Origin of the sequence: Serratia nematodiphila DZ0503SBS1, from assembly GCF_000738675.1 — a bacterium.
In the GTDB taxonomy this organism is placed as follows: Bacteria; Pseudomonadota; Gammaproteobacteria; order Enterobacterales; family Enterobacteriaceae; genus Serratia; species Serratia nematodiphila.
Map to the genome: position 1 here is coordinate 1,608,144 of NZ_JPUX01000001.1, position 15,374 is coordinate 1,623,517.

Sequence of the window (15,374 nt, forward strand, 5' to 3'; positions counted from 1 at the left end):
CTTTAAGCTTATGTTGAATGCTATGGGTGATTTTTTCATTTTCTTATCAATTAGTTAAGTGGTGTGTTCTGTTTCTTAAGTTAAGTATTTGACATTAAGTTATCTCCACCTTAGTGTTATGATTGCCATGGTTTTTATATTGAGCGTTACATTTTTTATTACATAAGGATAGAGGGTTGAAATGATAAAATATGATGTAAGTGAAGTATTTGGATTGACGAGGGACTTGCCTCTTAATTATATCGAGCGTAATGATGTTGACGTGAAACTTAAGACCGAGTTGAGTGCAAAAAAGCATATAGTTATCTACGGAAGTTCAAAACAGGGAAAAACATGTGTGCGAAAGCATTGTTTAGACCCTCAGCAGTATATTCTAGTTCAATGTTCAAACAAATCTGACATTTCAGAGTTGAATAGTAGTATTTTGAAGCGAGCTGGATTTGAAATAACGCAATCGACAAAGAAAGGCATGACCGGTAAGAATAAAATCCTAGCATCTATTAAAGGTGGATTATTTGGGACTTTTAGCGCTTCTGCAGGAGGGGAAACGGAGGATACTACATCTACAGAAAAAACGACAACTCCACTAGAAATTGATGTAGATGATGTGAACGATGTTATAGCCGCTCTGAAATCAATAAATTTTGATAAAATTATCGTGCTTGAAGACTTTCACTATATGCCATTTGAAACACAGAAAGACTTCTCGATAGCATTAAAAGCATTTCATGAAACATCGAGCATAACATTTATTATTGTTGGTGTTTGGCTCGAAGACAATAGGTTGATCGTTTATAATGGAGATCTCACTGGACGAGTTATATCTGTAAATGCAGATAAGTGGTCAGATGGTGATTTGGTGAAAGCTATAGATGAGGGGGCTCGATTATTAGGGATATCCTTCAGTCAAGGGTTCAAAAATGACTTGGTTAAATATTGTCTTAAGAGCATATATCTTGTTCAGGAGGCATGTAGAAGAGCTTGTGTACTAGAAGGAGTTTCTAATGGGCAATCGTCATCAGTAGAGGTTGGTAATAGATGTAGTGCTCAAGATTTGGTTGCTGAGATTGTTGGGGAACAATCCGCTAGATATAGCTCATTCCTCGTTAATTTTTCTGAAGGATTCCAAGATACTGAACTTGAAATGCATAAGTGGTTGCTATATCCAGTTTTAAACTCCTCAATTGAGGAGTTAGAAGCAGGGTTAAAATATAGAGATATTAAAGTTGCTTTGCAGACTGTGCATCCACGACAAGATAAACTGAACTTGGGTAACGTGACACAGTCGCTACAATCTTCCGCATCTTTGCAAATAAAGAAAAGCATCATGCCAATAATTTTGGACTATGATCAAACGAATAAAAAGCTGAATGTTGTTGATAAAGGCTTTTTGATTTGGTTACAACATCAAGATATTGAAGAGTTAAAAGGCGATTTAGGTTTACCTAAATAATCACTCCGAATGTATCCACTGCTTTCTGCAAATAAGGTGTAACGACCCTAGGCTAGCACCTTGTATGCATGCACTGAATGCATGAATTTGCATGATGATCCGGTATTCTTTTTCCCCCCCGCAGCGCCAGCACTGGCGCGGATCGCGCCGGATCATGCAACTGCATTAAAAGCGACATATAAAGCGCGCAGGCGAGGCGGGGATAGCATTGCGCGCAAGCCGTGTTGAACCCCTCCCAAAAGAGCCGCCAGCGTCCCGTCACGGCGATTTATCGCAATACTTGCATGAGAATGGGGTTTGATGTCGTGGCGCCATGATGGCGCTCTCAGGCGCTTACAGCGCACTGCATAATATCGCCAATCAGTGACACCAAAAAACGACACCATAATATTCTTGCAATGGTGTCATAAAGTGATACTATATACCCCATGAACAAACGACACCAAAAAACGCTGTCAGATGTGTTTGCCCGGCCTGTCAACGGTTCTATAAAGTGGTCTGATATTGAGGCGCTTTTTACCGCATTAGGGGCGGAAATTCACGAAAGGGAAGGTTCTAGGATCGCGGTGCTGTTGAAAGGTGAAAAAAGAGTCTTTCACCGGCCACACCCCAGACCTACCACTGACAAGGGGGCGGTTAACTCCATTCGGATCTGGTTGGATAGCTTAGGAATAAAACCATGATGAATAATACACTGAAAATTGACGGCCATACGGCCGTCATCAACTTCGACCCTGAAATTGAAATGTTCCGGGGCGAGTTTGTCGGGCTGAATGGCGGCGCCGACTTCTACGCCTACAGCGTGGACGAGCTGAAGAAAGAAGGCGCGATCTCACTCGCGGTCTTTCTCGATGAGTGCCATAAAGACGGCATCGAGCCTTACAAGTCGTACAGCGGCAAAGTAACCACCCGCCTGTCGCCGGAACGCCATCAGGCGTTAGCCATTGCCGCACAGGCCACCGGGCAGTCGATTAATGAACTGCTGAATGAAGGTGTTGATCTGGTTATCGAAAAGCATTCCTGATCCAGCGCCAACAAAAAAGCCGCCAATCACTGGCGGCTTTCTGCTTATTCGGTCGGCAACTCATACGGCGCGAATCTAATCACCTCTTCACCGATCCAGTCGTTCACCTCCTTCATGCGCTCTTGCAGCGGCGTTAACTCGTTGCGCACAAACACCTGAGCGGCCTTTTTCACGTCCCCGAAGCCGCCGGTATTGTTCGGGATAATCCCCATCATCTGCGGCGGTACGCGGTGCGCACTTAGCAGATCGTCGCGGCTGGCGTTCTTGATGTTAAAAAAGTCGTCCTTGGTGGCGACCTCGGACAGCGGCAAAATCTTAATGCCGTCCGGCTTGCCGTTCGGGGCGTACATAAACAAATTGCGGAAATTCCCTAAGCCCTTGGTGTCACGCATGGCTTGGCGCATTCTGTCAACGTCGCTTGTACTTTGCGCGGCGTCGGTCATATACAGGATGTAACCGGCGTGCGCCCCGTTCTGGTAATACTTACGGCGGAACAGTGTCGCCGCCTCATTCAGCCAGGCGGAGTTAAGCGCGCTGAGGTACTCCGGCAGGCCGTACAGTTCCTGATTGATGTCCGGCTCAATCAGGTGGAAAACGCTGTCGGTCTTGAAGCGGTGCGCCTCTTTCCAGTCCTGCACAAACCAGTAAGCGCCGCGATCCACGCCGCGCCGTGTGTACTTGGCCGGGGAGGATTTCAGTTGCAGCGGCGCACCGAGGCGGTTTTGACGCTCTTCTAAATAGGCGTTGCCGAACACCAGATAATCCAGCGCATAGCGGCTAAACTCCTGCTGACTTAACAGCCGGTGTGGGATAAACGTTGACGCTAAAATATTGCGCTTAACGTACATCGGTGAGCTGTGATGCACGGCGGCGCGCACGCTGCGCGCCAGCCCGTCGAATGAGATCGGCGGTTCGTACCACTTGCCATTGGTCGTGCATTCGATGTAATCCAGAATTTCCCGCTTATCAAGCACCGCGGACGGCTCGCCAAAGGTAAACGCCTCAAAATCCTGCTTCTGCTCTGCTGGCTGGGCTGGCGCTGGGGTGGTGAATGCCTTACGGCCTTTGCGCTTGCTCACAGTGCCACCTCCTGCGGCCACTCACAAAGATACAACTGGCGAAATTCCTCCACAGTGCATTCCCGCTTGAGGTTTTCAACATCCTGCATGTCCCAAAGTCCGCCCTGTGCGGCGGTGTCCTCGATCGTGTGTACCTGTGAAAATCCCTTGGCCTGCGAGCGTTTCCACACGGCGAACGCCTCGGGATTGGGTGATACGGATGTGAACAACGTCAGGCGATAGCGTGAATGGCAGGAAACGGCGAGCGCGCTCTGGAAAATGGCGTAAGGGTGATTCGCCCATGCGTATTCGCTCAAATAGACGTTGCCGTACAATGCGGCCAGTGAGAGGCCGAGGCCGCCATGAAAAGCGATTTCGGCGCCATTGGTCAGCGTAATATTGCTGTCATCTTGCGCGATGTGAATGCCGACTTTCGCCGCAAAGTGGCAAATGTAGTTACGCGACCACGCCAGCGAGTATTTTAGCAATGGGGCGAAATAGTGCTGATTGCGCCCGGTTTCCAGAGCGTCGATCAGCCCTTCCAGTGCAAAGAACATATCGGCCCCGGCTTGGCGGTGTTTGGTATAGCTGCGGCGGCGATGTTCCAGCCCTTCCGCGTACCAGCGGCGCTGGTAAGGCGTCGCCATGGTGTTCAGTAATGATTTCAGGTCAGCAAGTTGCTGAGCAGTAAACGCGTATTTCATCAGTAAAACTCCAAAATGTTCGGGCTGCTGTGGCCGCTGCCTGCGGTCAGCGGTTCGTTTAAGAGGGCATGCATGATTGCCCACGCGACATCGGCGTGGCTGGCTTCTTCGCTGCGGCTGGCGGTGTAGGTTGAACGCGCGCCGCTGGCGGTCATGGTTTTGCGGATCGCCATAAAGGCGGCGGTGATGTCGGTGTGGCTGGTGTCGTATTCCAGACAGCCGCGCCCGATGGTGTCTTTTGCCTTCAGCACCATGGCGGTTTTGATTTCCGGCGTGTATTTGATTTCTCGGGCGGCCGGGAAGAACTCGCGCACCAGCTGGAAAACACCTTGGCCGACGGTGGTCGCATCGATGCCGATGTACTCCACGCAATATTTTTCGGTCAGGTCTTTAATCTTCTGGGCCTGAGCGGCAAAGTTCATGCCCTGCCACTGGTGGCGCTCGAGCACGCGGAACTTGCCCCCGGCCACCATTGGTGGCGCGATCACCGCGCACCCGGCGCTGTCGCCGCCGTTGGCTTCCGATGGGTCGTAGCCGATCCACACCGGGCGATAGCCGAACGGCCGCACGGCGTAAGGGTTGAAGTCTTCCCATTCTTCCAGCGTATCGACCATGCAGCCTTGCAGCTCGGCGAACGGGAATACCGACGCGGTATCGTCCACAAATTCACACATCAGCAGGTTCTGATACTCTGCCGGGCTGTATTCGAGCGACAGCTGATCGAGGTCAAACAGGTTACAACCGCCGGTCAGCGCATCCTCAACCGTGACAATCTGGCGCCATTGCCCATCACCGCACAGCACGCCTTTTGACAGGTGGCTGTGGCTGAGGTCGAGCTGAACGTGATCGGCTTTACTGCGGCGGCCTTTGTTGAACAGTTCCCCCGACCAGAACGGATAAGCGGAGTGCGCCAGACTCGACGGCGTGGAAAAGTAGGTGGTGCGCCACCGCTTGTGCAGCGACATCCCGCTGGCGACTTTGCGCAGCTCCTGAAACTTCGGTATCCAGAAATACTCATCCAGATACAGATTGCCGGTGTAGCTCTGCGCGGTGCGCACGTTGGTGCCGAGGAACATCAGGCGGGCGCCATTCGGCAGCACCATCGGATCGCCTTTCAGGTCAACCTCGACCAGCCGCGCAAAATCAATGATGTAATTGCGGAATACATGCGCCTGCGCCTTACTGGCCGACAAGAAAATCTGATTGCGGCCGGTGGTCAGCGCATCGAGTAATGCTTCGCGGGCAAAGAAGAACGTGGCGCCGATCTGGCGCGATTTCAGGATGTTGCGGATACGGTGTTGCAGCCCGGCGCGATACCATCCCATCTGATACTCGAAGGTGGTTTCTGTGAAGATGCTTTGCAGCTTCTCCACGGCGGCCTCGCTGAACACGTTGCGCTCGGCGGGCTTGCGCTCGCCTTTGTTGCGGTTGGCGACGTTCGGGTTTAAATCCGCCTCGTTGCCGGTCGCCGAATAGCGATTGACCCGCGCCAGCCGTTCAATCTGGCGGCCTAACAGGTCAATTTCTTTGAAGTCTTTCCCCTCCTTGACGTCTTTCATGATGAGCTGAATCAACCGTGCTTCCATGCTTTGCTCAACGCGGGAAATGGGCGCGATGTCGTCCCATTTATCGCGCAGCTTCCAGCTCTGCACGGTCGGCCCCTTGAGGTTCAGCGTTTCCGCAATTTGGCGCACAGAGAAGCCCTGCCAGTAGAGCAAGGCAGCTTGGCGGCGCGGATCGCTGATGATGGTTGTTGCCGGTGTCGTATTCATGACGCCAAGGCTACGAAAGCGCCGGGCGACTCGCATTAAGCCCTTGTTGTGCCTCAGATCTTCCAACCGCAACGCGTTGAGACGCGGCGCCTTTCCCCCGAAACTAGCCCCGAACCCAATCACCACAACCGGAGCCGTTTACATGGCAAAGAAAGTTACTAAGTTTTTCCGCATCGGCGTTGAAGGCGACACCGTTGACGGCCGCGAGATCGGCGCTGCGGATATTCAGCAGATGGCTGCGACCTACAGCCCGAAGGTGTACGGCGCCCGCATCAACATGGAGCACATCAAGGGGATTTTGCCGGATGGCTATTTTCGCCGTTACGGCGGCGTGGTTGAGCTGAAGGCCGAGAAAATCGACGAGCCGGACGAACCGCTGTTGCACGGCAAATGGGCGCTGTATGCCAGTCTGGCCCCGACCGCCGATCTGGTGTCGATGGTCGGCGCAGGCCAAAAGGTGTTTACCTCGATGGAGACCCGCATCAACATCGTGCCGGTGCCGGAGATGAAAGGCGAAAAAATCGGGCTGGATGTCAGCGGCACGATTGCCAGCACCACCGACACCGCCGGCGGCGATGAGCGCGAAACGGCCGACTTCGCCACGCTGGATGCAGAGGGCTATTTCTGCCAACAGGTGAACTACGATTTCCACATCCGTTACAACACTCTCGACCTGTGGGCGCGTTATCAGGACTTCCAGACCCGCTTACGCGATGCGATTGTGAAACGACAGGCGCTCGACCGCATCATGATCGGCTTTAACGGTACGCACCGCGCCAAAACCTCCAACCGCGTTAAATTCCCGCTGCTGCAGGACATTGCGCCGGGCTGGTTGCAGAAGTACCGCGAGAACGCGCCGGGCCGTGTGCTGGATAAAATCGTGGGTATCAGCGAGCGCCAAGCTGCCGTTACCGGCGGGCGCATCGATTTACCGTCGGGCTGTGTTTATACGGGTATGTCCGGCTCAAACTACAACCCCTCAATCTGGGGCGCTTATTCAGCGGTTCAGGTGCTGATTAACGGCACATGGGCAACAATTGGAACGGTGTAAAATGCAACATATTAAGAATTTGAAGAGATACACGCCGGAAGAATTATTCCTCGGCGAGAACGTGATTTATCTTCAGGATGAAAACGGTATTGACTGGTACGCCGTGCAAAAATTGTTTTCGCCGGACACCGTAAAATTGGCTTATGACGAAAGCGGCATTATCTGCGCGATTAACAGTGATGTGTCGATGCTGTGGCCGATTGGCTTATCGGTTATTGAGCTGAGCCCGACGAAACTGCCAAAGTGCTGCCTGGCTAATGGTGAGTGGGTGTTTGACGGTAAGAAGGTGAGCCGGCGTATCTATTCCGCCGAAGAAATGATGGCGAGGGCTGAAACCAGAAAAAATGAATTGCTGGCGAGCGCGGGTAAGGCTGTTGCGCCGCTACAGGATGCAGTCGATTTAGGGATGGCGATGGAGGAGGAAATCGTGCAGCTCAAGCTCTGGAAAACTTACCGGGTGCAGCTGAGCCGCATCAATCCGCAGAATGCGCCGGATATCGATTGGCCGGTTGCGCCCAGCGTCTAATAAAAAGCCCGCAGCGATGCGGGGCTTTTATTTTGGAAGTTAACGGAAAATGGTCATGGCACCATAGTTGTTACAAAATTCGGCGCACCAATTAGGATGACGAACAGTAGTATGCTTCCTATGGTAATTGCTGTTGCGAATTCATTCTTCATAGTGGCATTTCCCCCTGTTATTTTGAAAGCGTACCTACAAACTCCAATGTGTCGCGGTATAACTGGAATTCATCGTTATCGGATGCTTTTTCCATTTCTGCGACTATTTGAGAAAGAATATTATCGGTGTTGACTATTTTTTTGCGAACAAGAAGACCTATGACGCATTTTCCCAGAACCATGCTCACTTTTTCTAAGTTCTGCGTTTCACCATCGGTAAGGTAATGAATACTCATAAGCTCTCCAATCAATGATTTTTCGGATGTAGCCGTTAATCCAGATGTCGTCTTTAGAGCAGGCATTCCCATCCTTAGTTTGGTTGAAAGAGCCCACCGAAGCGGGCAAAGATTCGTCTCTGGTGTATCAAGCGTTACAAAGGTTGTTATAAGGGATTGCGAACCCTGAATAACGCTTTTAGGTTAGGAATGTTCCGAAATCATGGCAAGTAATTACGAACGGTAAGGAACGAATTTAGGATAAATGCTAAAAAAAATGCCCCACGGCGGGGCGAAATTTGGTGATGATAGCTACATGAACTATTTGCATGTGACGATTAGAGGCGTGTGTCGTCTATTGGCGACACTATATTACTTTGGAGGGGGGAACAAGCAAAAAGTGCTGAAGTGAGAAATCTTAGGAAAAGTGCCATTCGAAAGTCCGTGCTTTCGAACTGATGCCCTTGGCGCCATGAAAAAAGCCCGCAGCGATGCGGGCTTTGTGTTTGCGGCTTTCCCTGATGTTGCCGCGCTTGACCTCCAGACCTTACCCTGCCCGGCTCTCAGGCGTCCAATTGATTGCGTAGATCAATACAACGTTATTGATCGGCGTGAACGATCGTTATTTCCTCAAAAATCCCCAATCCGGCCCGGCCTGTTGTCTGGTCGGCCTTCCAGCACCCACCGCGTGCGGCCCGGCGCGCCGGGCGTCATCATGCCTGCACCTACTCACCACCCGGAGCAAATTAATGGGCGATTATCATCACGGCGTGCGCGTCGTCGAAATCAACGACGGCACCCGCGTTATTTCCACCGTATCGACGGCAATCGTCGGCATGGTCTGCACGGCGGAGGATGCCGACGCGTCGGTTTTCCCGCTCGATACCCCGGTACTTATCACCGATGTGCTGGCCGCCTCCGGCAAGGCCGGTAAAAAAGGCACGCTGGCGGCGTCGCTGCGGGCGATCGCCGAACAGGCGAAGCCGGTCACGGTGGTTGTTCGCGTTGCCACCGGCAAAGACGCTGCGGAAACCACCTCCAACATCATCGGCGGCGCGAACGCTGAAGGCCGTTACACCGGCATGAAAGCGCTGTTATCTGCACAGGCTGAGCTGGGCGTTAAGCCGCGCATCCTCGGCGTGCCGGGGCTGGATAATCAGGAGGTCGCGACGGCGCTGGCCGGGATTTGCCAGCAGTTGCGCGCGTTCGGCTATATCAGTGCCTACGGCTGCAAAACCGTGCAAGAGGCGATTAAGTACCGCGACAATTTCAGCCAGCGCGAGCTGATGCTGATCTGGCCGGATTTTGTCAGCTGGAACACCACCGCCAACCAGAGCGACATCGCCTATGCCACCGCCCGCGCGCTGGGCCTGCGTGCCAAAATTGACACGGAAACCGGCTGGCATAAGACGCTTTCAAACGTCGGCGTTAACGGCGTGACCGGCATCACCGCCAGCGTGTTCTGGGATTTGCAGGCGCCCGGCACCGATGCCGACCTGTTAAACCAAGCGTGCGTCACCACGTTGATCCGCAAAGACGGCTTTAAATTCTGGGGTTCCCGCACCTGTTCCGATGATCCGTTGTTCCTGTTCGAGAACTACACCCGCACCGCGCAGGTGCTGGCCGACACCATGGCCGAGGCGCACTTATGGGCCGTTGACCGCCCGGTAACGCCTACGCTGGTGCGCGACATGATTGACGGCATCAACGCGAAATTCCGCGAGCTGAAATCCGCAGGGCTGATTATCGACGGTACTTGCTGGTACGACGAAAGCGCCAACACGAAAGAAACCCTGAAGGCGGGCAAGCTGTTTATCGATTACGACTACACGCCGGTGCCACCGCTCGAAGATTTAACCCTGCGCCAGCGCATCACCGATCGCTATCTGGCGACGTTTGCGGCATCCGTGAACCGCTAAAGGAGACGTTAGAACATGGCACTGCCGAAAAAACTGAAATACCTGAACCTGTTCAACGACGGCTACAGCTACATGGGCGTGGTGTCCTCGCTGACGCTGCCGAAGCTCACCCGCAAGCTGGAGAAATACCGGGGCGGCGGCATGAACGGCGCGGCCTCCATCGATATGGGGCTGGACGATGACGCGCTGGCCGTTGAGTGGTCGATGGGCGGCATTGATGAGCTGGTGCTGAAGCAGTGGGGCGCCGTCGATGCCGTGCCGCTGCGCTTTGCCGGTTCCTTCCAGCGTGACGACACCGGCGAGGTGTCCGCTGTGGAAGTGGTGATGCGTGGCCGCCACAAAGAAATTGACTTTGGTGAGTACAAGCAGGGCGAGGATACCGAAACCAAGGTATCCACCGAGTGCACTTACTTCAAGCTGACCGTTGACGGCAAAGAGTTGATCGAAGTCGATACCGTGAACATGGTCGAAAAGGTCAACGGCGTTGACCGGCTGGCCGAGCACCGTAAAGCGATCGGCCTGTAATATTTGCGCCAGCCCGCCGGGCTGGCCCTTTTCCCATGATTTGAGAGAACACCATGAAAGACGTAAACGAAAATACCGTTACCCTCGACACCCCGATCCAGCGTGGTGAAACCACCATCACCGAGGTGCAGGTGATTAAACCGAACGCGGGCGCGCTGCGCGGCGTCGGGCTGGCGGCGATCGCCAACGCCGACGTTGACGCGTTGCTGGTTGTGTTGCCGCGTGTGACCGTGCCGAACCTGACAAAAGAAGAATGCGCGCGCCTTGAGCTGCCGGATTTGGTGGCGCTGGCCGGGAAAGTGGTCGGTTTTTTGTCGCCGAACTCGGCGGTGTAATCCCCGACGCCCGGCTGGGCGTTGATGACCTGATGGCGGACATCGCGGTGATCTTCCACTGGCCGCCGTCTGAAATGGCCGGAATGGCGCTCACGGAGCTGTTGAACTGGCGCCATTTGGCACTACAACGCAGCGGAGTTAATCACGATGAGTAAAAGCCTGCAGCTACAGGTGCTGCTGAAGGCCGTAGACCAAGCCACCCGCCCGCTAAAGAGTATCCAACAGGCAAGCAAACAGCTTGCCGGTGACATCAAAACCACGCAGCAAACCCTCAAGGCTCTGGACGCGCAAAGCGCCCGGATTGAGGGATTTCGCAAGGCGCAGGGGCAGCTTGCCGTTACCGGCAAGGCACTGAAGAAAGCCAAGGAAGAGGCGGCCGCGCTGGCCGTCCAGTTCAAGGCGACGGAAAAACCCACGGCGCAGCAAGCGCGCTTGCTTGAGGCGTCGAAGCGCGCCGCCGCCGAGCTGCAGACGAAATACAACGGCCTGCGCCAGTCGGTGCAGCGCCAGCGTGACGCGCTCAACGCCGATGGTATCGCCACCCGGAACCTGAGTGCCGAACAGCGTCGGTTGAAGGCCAGCGCCAGTGAGGCCACGATAGCGTTGGGCCGCCAGCGCGGCGAGCTGGAGCGTCTGAGCAAGAAGCAAGAGCAGGTTAACCGGGTCGGCGCGCGTTACCGGGCCGGGCAATCGGCAACCGCGGCTGTCCGTAATACCAGCGCGGCCGGTCTGGGTATCGCTACCGCCGGGCTGGTCGCTGAAGGGGCGTTTATTGCGCCGGGGGTGCAGTTCGACAGGCAGATGTCAGACACGCAAGCCACGTTAGGGCTGGCGAAAAATGACCAGCAACTGGCCGCCATTCGCCAGCAGGCGCGGGATATTGGCGCCACGACCGCGTTTTCGCCGACGGACGTCGCGCGCACGCAATCCGTATTGGCGAAATCCGGCTTTAACGGCGATGCCATTCTGAAATCGACCGAATCAACGGTAAATCTGGCGCTGGCCTCCGATCTGGACATCGCCGACGCGGCTGACATCATCACAAACATGCAATCGGCGTTTAACATGCCGATAGACGAGATCCAACGCGTCGCGGACGTGATGACCAAGGGCTTCACCAGCTCGAACAGCAACCTGATGGATTTTGGCGAGGCGATGAAGTACGTCGCGCCGATCGCCGAGGCGGCCGGGGCCAGTATCGAGGACACCACCGCCTTGCTGGGCGTGTTGGCCGATAACGGTATCAAAGGGTCTATGGCTGGTACGGCGGCCAGTGCGATGTTTACGCGGTTACAGGCGCCGGTCGGGCAGGCGGCTGATGCGTTGTCAGAATTGGGCGTAAAAACCAAGGACGGCAAAGGGAACATGCTGCCGATCGCGAACATCCTCAAGAAGATTAACGGCTCGTTTAAAACCAACAAGCTCGGCACCGCGCAGCAGGCCGAATACCTGAAAGTCATTTTCGGCGAAGAGGCGATGAAAGGCGCTATCAAGCTGATTGACGCCGCCGGTAACGGCAAGCTGAGCGAAAAACACAGCACCGTCACCCAGTCAAAAGGGGCGACGGCCCAGATTGCCCGAGTGAAGGTGGACAACCTCGACGGCGACCTGAAAAACCTGTTTTCGGCGTGGGAAGATGTTCGCATTGAGGTGTTCGACGGCCAGAACTCAGCGCTGCGCGCGCTCACAGTTTCCGCCACCGAATGGCTCACCAAGGCGGGGGCATGGGTGAAGGCTAATCCTGAGCTGGTCGGCACGCTGGTGAAAGTCACGGCGGGCGTTACGGCCCTGATCGGTGGCCTCGCTGCGCTGGGCCTTATTGCATGGCCGGTGATGGCCGGGGTCAATATGTTGATCGCCGGGGCCGGGCTGCTGGGAACGGTCTTTACCACCGTTGGCGCCGGGATTGCGGCCGCATTCAGTGTGATCACCCTGCCGGTGGTCGCGGCGGCGGCGGTGATTGCCGGTGTGGCGTTGACTATCCGTAAATATTGGGAGCCTATCAGCGCCTTTTTAACGGGTATCGGCGAAGGCTTCAGCGCCGCTTTCGCGCCGATGCGCGCCGCGCTTGTCCCGCTGGCAGGCGCATTTACGCCGCTGCTGAACATGGTGCGCAACGTGTGGCAGTGGTTCGGCAAGCTGATCGAGCCAGTGAAATCTTCACAGGCCGAACTCCAGACCGCCGCGCGCTATGGGCGCATGTTCGGTGAATGGATCGCGGCCGGATTGAGCCTGCCGCTGCAGCTGTTGGGGGGATTGCCCGGCCTGCTGACCGGCATCTGGGGCGTTGCGAGCGGCATTGCAGAGCGTGCCGCCGCCGTCTGGGACACCATAGGCGAGCGTGTTAACGCGGCATGGCTTGCGCTGAGCGCCGCCACGGTTCAGGCATGGGATCGGCTGACTGGCTGGCTTAATGGCAAATGGGAGGGGCTGGTAAACGGGGCTAAAGCGCTGCCGGGACAGTTCAAAGAAGCCGGGATGAACATGATCAACGGGGTCATTGACGGCATTAGCGAGCGCTGGCAGGCGCTGAAAGACAAGTTTTCCGGCCTCACGGATATGCTGCCGGACTGGATGAAATTTGGCGACGATGAGGCGGAGGTTAACCCGGCGATTTCATACAATCGCCCGGCGCCTGAGCTGATGCCGGGGCCGGGCTATGCGGGGGCATTCGACAAGGGCGGCATCATCCCGCGCGGCCAGTTCGGCATCGTCGGCGAGCGTGGCCCGGAGATTGTCAACGGCCCGGCCAACGTCACCGGGCGCCGGAAAACGGCGGCGCTGTCGGCGGCGATGTTATCGCTGTCAACGCCGGTGATGGCGTCGACCCCGGCTGCCGCATCCGCTACGGCGCCAGCCCCGATCACGATTCAGGTGTACTGCGCCCCCGGCCAAGACGCGGCATCTATTGCGCGCGAAGTCTCGCGCCAGCTTGAGGCCGAACGACGCAAACAAGCGGCCGCCGCGCGCAGCCGCATGAACTACGAAGGGTAAAACCATGATGTTAACGCTGGGTCTGTTTGTTTTTATGCTGCAGACGCTGCCGTATCAATCCATGAGCCGCAACGCGGAATATCGCTGGCCGAGCAACGCCCGCGTTGGCCTGCGCCCGGCGGCGCAATTTCTGGGGATGGATGAGGAAAAAATCACGCTGTCCGGGGTGCTGCTGCCGGAGATCACCGGCGGCCGCTGGTCACTGCTGACGCTGCAACTGATGGCCGAGCAGGGCCGGGCGTGGCCGCTGATTGAAGGCACCGGCACGATTTACGGCATGTTTGTGATCGAGTCGATTTCTGAAACGCACTCCGAGTTTTTCGCCGACGGCAGCCCGCGCCGTACAGAGTTCACGCTCAACCTGAAGCGGGTCGATGAATCCCTGTCGGCGATGTTTGGTGATCTGCGCCAGCAGGCCGGGGAGCTGTACGATAAAGCAGGAGAGATGGCCGGGAAGGCCGCCGGTGCTATGGGAGGATTGTTATCATGATCACCGGCGTAAGCCTGCCAGCGGGGGCGCGAGTTGCCCCGGATTTTTCGCTGTTGCTGCAGGATAACGACATCACGCAGAACATCCGCAAGCGGCTGATTTCTCTGTCGCTGACGGATAACCGGGGCTTTGAGGCCGACCAGCTCGACATCGAGCTGGACGACAGCGACGGACTGATGGCGATGCCTCAGCGCAATGCGGTGTTGTCGCTGGCGCTCGGCTGGCAAGGCTCGCCATTGACGCCAAAAGGCCAGTTTACGGTCGATGAGGTCGAACACCGGGGCGCGCCGGACACGCTGACTATTCGCGCGCGTAGTGCGGATTTTCGCGGCTCGCTGAACACCCGGCGCGATGAGTCCTACCACGACACCACCCTGGGCGACATTGTGCAGAAGGTGGCTGCGCGTAATAAGCTGAAAGCCTCGCTGGCCGCCGGTCTGGGCACCATCAAAATCAGCCATATTGACCAGACGCAGGAGACGGATGCGGCATTTATTACCCGACTTGCAACGCTCAACGGTGCGGTGGCGGCGGTGAAAAATGGCGCTCTGCTGTTGTTACGACCCGCGAGCGGCGCCACGGTAGGCGGGAAGGCGTTGCCGGTGTATACCATCACCCGGCAGGATGGCGATCAGCACAGTTTCAGCATTGCCGATCGGGATGCATACACCGGCGTGACGGCGAGCTGGCTCAATACAAAACAGCCGAAGCCGAAGAAAGTGAAGCTGCAGCGCAAGCCAAAAGAGCAGCATTTGCGCGCGCTGCAACACCCGAAGGCGAAACCGGGCAGCAGCAAAAAACCGGGGAAACCGGCGGAGGCGGCGAAAGGCGACTATCTGGTGGGGGCTGACGATAACGTGTTTGCGATCACCAAAATTTACGCCACCAAGGCCGCCGCGATGCGGGCAGCACAGGCAAAGTGGGAAAAGCTTCAGCGTGGTGTGGCTGAGTTCTCACTGTCGCTGGCGATGGGCCGGGCTAACATCACGCCGGAAACGCCGGTACGCGTCAGCGGGTTTAAATCGGCGATCGATGCGCAAGACTGGATAGTGAGCAAAGTCACGCACAATTTGAGTAACGGCGGTTTTACGACGGCGCTGGAGTTTGAGGTTTTGCTGTCGGAGGTTACTTATGATGTTTCTTGATGGGAATTGTA

16 protein-coding genes are annotated in these 15,374 nt (G+C 55.7%); 12 read left to right on the forward strand and 4 right to left on the reverse strand.

The window, feature by feature from the left end; translation table 11 throughout:
• Positions 1-181: 181 nt before the first annotated feature.
• The 3 genes from JL05_RS24740 (at position 182) to JL05_RS07395 (ending at position 2,477) form a co-directional block, all read left to right on the forward strand.
• Positions 182-1,453: a hypothetical protein gene (locus JL05_RS24740; RefSeq protein WP_139182595.1), complete on the forward strand. Its 1,272-nt coding sequence runs from the start codon at positions 182-184 to the stop codon at positions 1,451-1,453.
• 428 nt (positions 1,454-1,881) lie between these two features.
• Positions 1,882-2,136: a type II toxin-antitoxin system HicA family toxin gene (locus JL05_RS24745; RefSeq protein WP_071605322.1), complete on the forward strand. Its 255-nt coding sequence runs from the start codon at positions 1,882-1,884 to the stop codon at positions 2,134-2,136.
• A complete protein-coding gene (locus tag JL05_RS07395; RefSeq protein WP_223294898.1) occupies positions 2,133-2,477 on the forward strand; it encodes a type II toxin-antitoxin system HicB family antitoxin in 345 nt (114 codons plus the stop codon). The genes JL05_RS24745 and JL05_RS07395 overlap by 4 nt, the downstream gene beginning before the upstream one ends.
• Before the next feature lie 44 nt (positions 2,478-2,521).
• Here JL05_RS07395 and JL05_RS07400 read toward each other — a convergent pair whose 3' ends face one another.
• The 3 genes from JL05_RS07400 to JL05_RS07410 are packed head-to-tail and all read right to left on the reverse strand — an operon-like array spanning position 2,522 to position 6,011.
• A complete protein-coding gene (locus tag JL05_RS07400; RefSeq protein ID WP_033632040.1) occupies positions 2,522-3,556 on the reverse strand; it encodes a phage portal protein in 1,035 nt (344 codons plus the stop codon).
• Positions 3,553-4,239, reverse strand: a complete 687-nt coding sequence (locus JL05_RS07405) for a terminase large subunit domain-containing protein (RefSeq protein ID WP_050501230.1) — start codon at positions 4,237-4,239, stop codon at positions 3,553-3,555. Before JL05_RS07405 ends, JL05_RS07400 begins: the two co-directional genes overlap by 4 nt.
• Positions 4,239-6,011 carry a terminase ATPase subunit family protein gene (locus tag JL05_RS07410; protein WP_033632041.1) on the reverse strand — a complete coding sequence of 591 codons (1,773 nt, stop codon included), beginning with the start codon at positions 6,009-6,011 and terminating at the stop codon, positions 4,239-4,241. Before JL05_RS07410 ends, JL05_RS07405 begins: the two co-directional genes overlap by 1 nt.
• Positions 6,012-6,153: 142 nt before the next feature.
• Between JL05_RS07410 and JL05_RS25725 the strand changes: the two genes are divergently transcribed.
• The gene (locus tag JL05_RS25725; RefSeq protein ID WP_083332493.1) at positions 6,154-7,062 is read left to right on the forward strand and encodes a P2 family phage major capsid protein; all 909 of its coding nucleotides are present in this window, start codon (positions 6,154-6,156) and stop codon (positions 7,060-7,062) included.
• A gap of 1 nt (position 7,063) precedes the next feature.
• Positions 7,064-7,588, forward strand: coding sequence for a tail fiber assembly protein (locus JL05_RS07420; protein WP_033632042.1), 525 nt, complete (start codon positions 7,064-7,066; stop codon positions 7,586-7,588).
• A gap of 169 nt (positions 7,589-7,757) precedes the next feature.
• Here the strand turns inward: JL05_RS07420 and JL05_RS07425 are convergent, their stop codons facing one another.
• Positions 7,758-8,042 (reverse strand): biofilm development regulator YmgB/AriR family protein, encoded by a 285-nt coding sequence (locus tag JL05_RS07425; RefSeq protein WP_033632043.1) that lies wholly within the window; start codon positions 8,040-8,042, stop codon positions 7,758-7,760.
• Positions 8,043-8,704: 662 nt separating this feature from the next.
• Here JL05_RS07425 and JL05_RS07430 point away from each other — a divergent pair.
• From JL05_RS07430 to JL05_RS07460, 7 genes are read left to right on the forward strand one after another with little or no spacing between them, the layout of a single operon-like run.
• Positions 8,705-9,874, forward strand: coding sequence for a phage tail sheath protein (locus JL05_RS07430; RefSeq protein WP_033632044.1), 1,170 nt, complete (start codon positions 8,705-8,707; stop codon positions 9,872-9,874).
• A 15-nt stretch (positions 9,875-9,889) separates the two neighbouring features.
• Positions 9,890-10,399: a phage major tail tube protein gene (locus JL05_RS07435; RefSeq protein WP_023447563.1), complete on the forward strand. Its 510-nt coding sequence runs from the start codon at positions 9,890-9,892 to the stop codon at positions 10,397-10,399.
• Between the two features lie 53 nt (positions 10,400-10,452).
• Entirely contained in the window at positions 10,453-10,734 is a 282-nt protein-coding gene (locus JL05_RS07440) for a phage tail assembly protein (protein ID WP_033632045.1), read from the forward strand.
• Positions 10,735-10,766: 32 nt separating this feature from the next.
• Complete coding sequence (locus tag JL05_RS07445) at positions 10,767-10,889, forward strand: GpE family phage tail protein (protein WP_033632046.1); 123 nt, start codon at positions 10,767-10,769, stop codon at positions 10,887-10,889.
• The gene (locus JL05_RS07450; protein WP_033632047.1) at positions 10,882-13,728 is read left to right on the forward strand and encodes a phage tail tape measure protein; all 2,847 of its coding nucleotides are present in this window, start codon (positions 10,882-10,884) and stop codon (positions 13,726-13,728) included. The genes JL05_RS07445 and JL05_RS07450 overlap by 8 nt, the downstream gene beginning before the upstream one ends.
• Before the next feature lie 4 nt (positions 13,729-13,732).
• Entirely contained in the window at positions 13,733-14,218 is a 486-nt protein-coding gene (locus JL05_RS07455; RefSeq protein ID WP_015379102.1) for a phage tail protein, read from the forward strand.
• Positions 14,215-15,363 (forward strand): phage late control D family protein, encoded by a 1,149-nt coding sequence (locus JL05_RS07460; RefSeq protein ID WP_033632048.1) that lies wholly within the window; start codon positions 14,215-14,217, stop codon positions 15,361-15,363. The genes JL05_RS07455 and JL05_RS07460 overlap by 4 nt, the downstream gene beginning before the upstream one ends.
• Positions 15,364-15,374 lie beyond the last annotated feature (11 nt).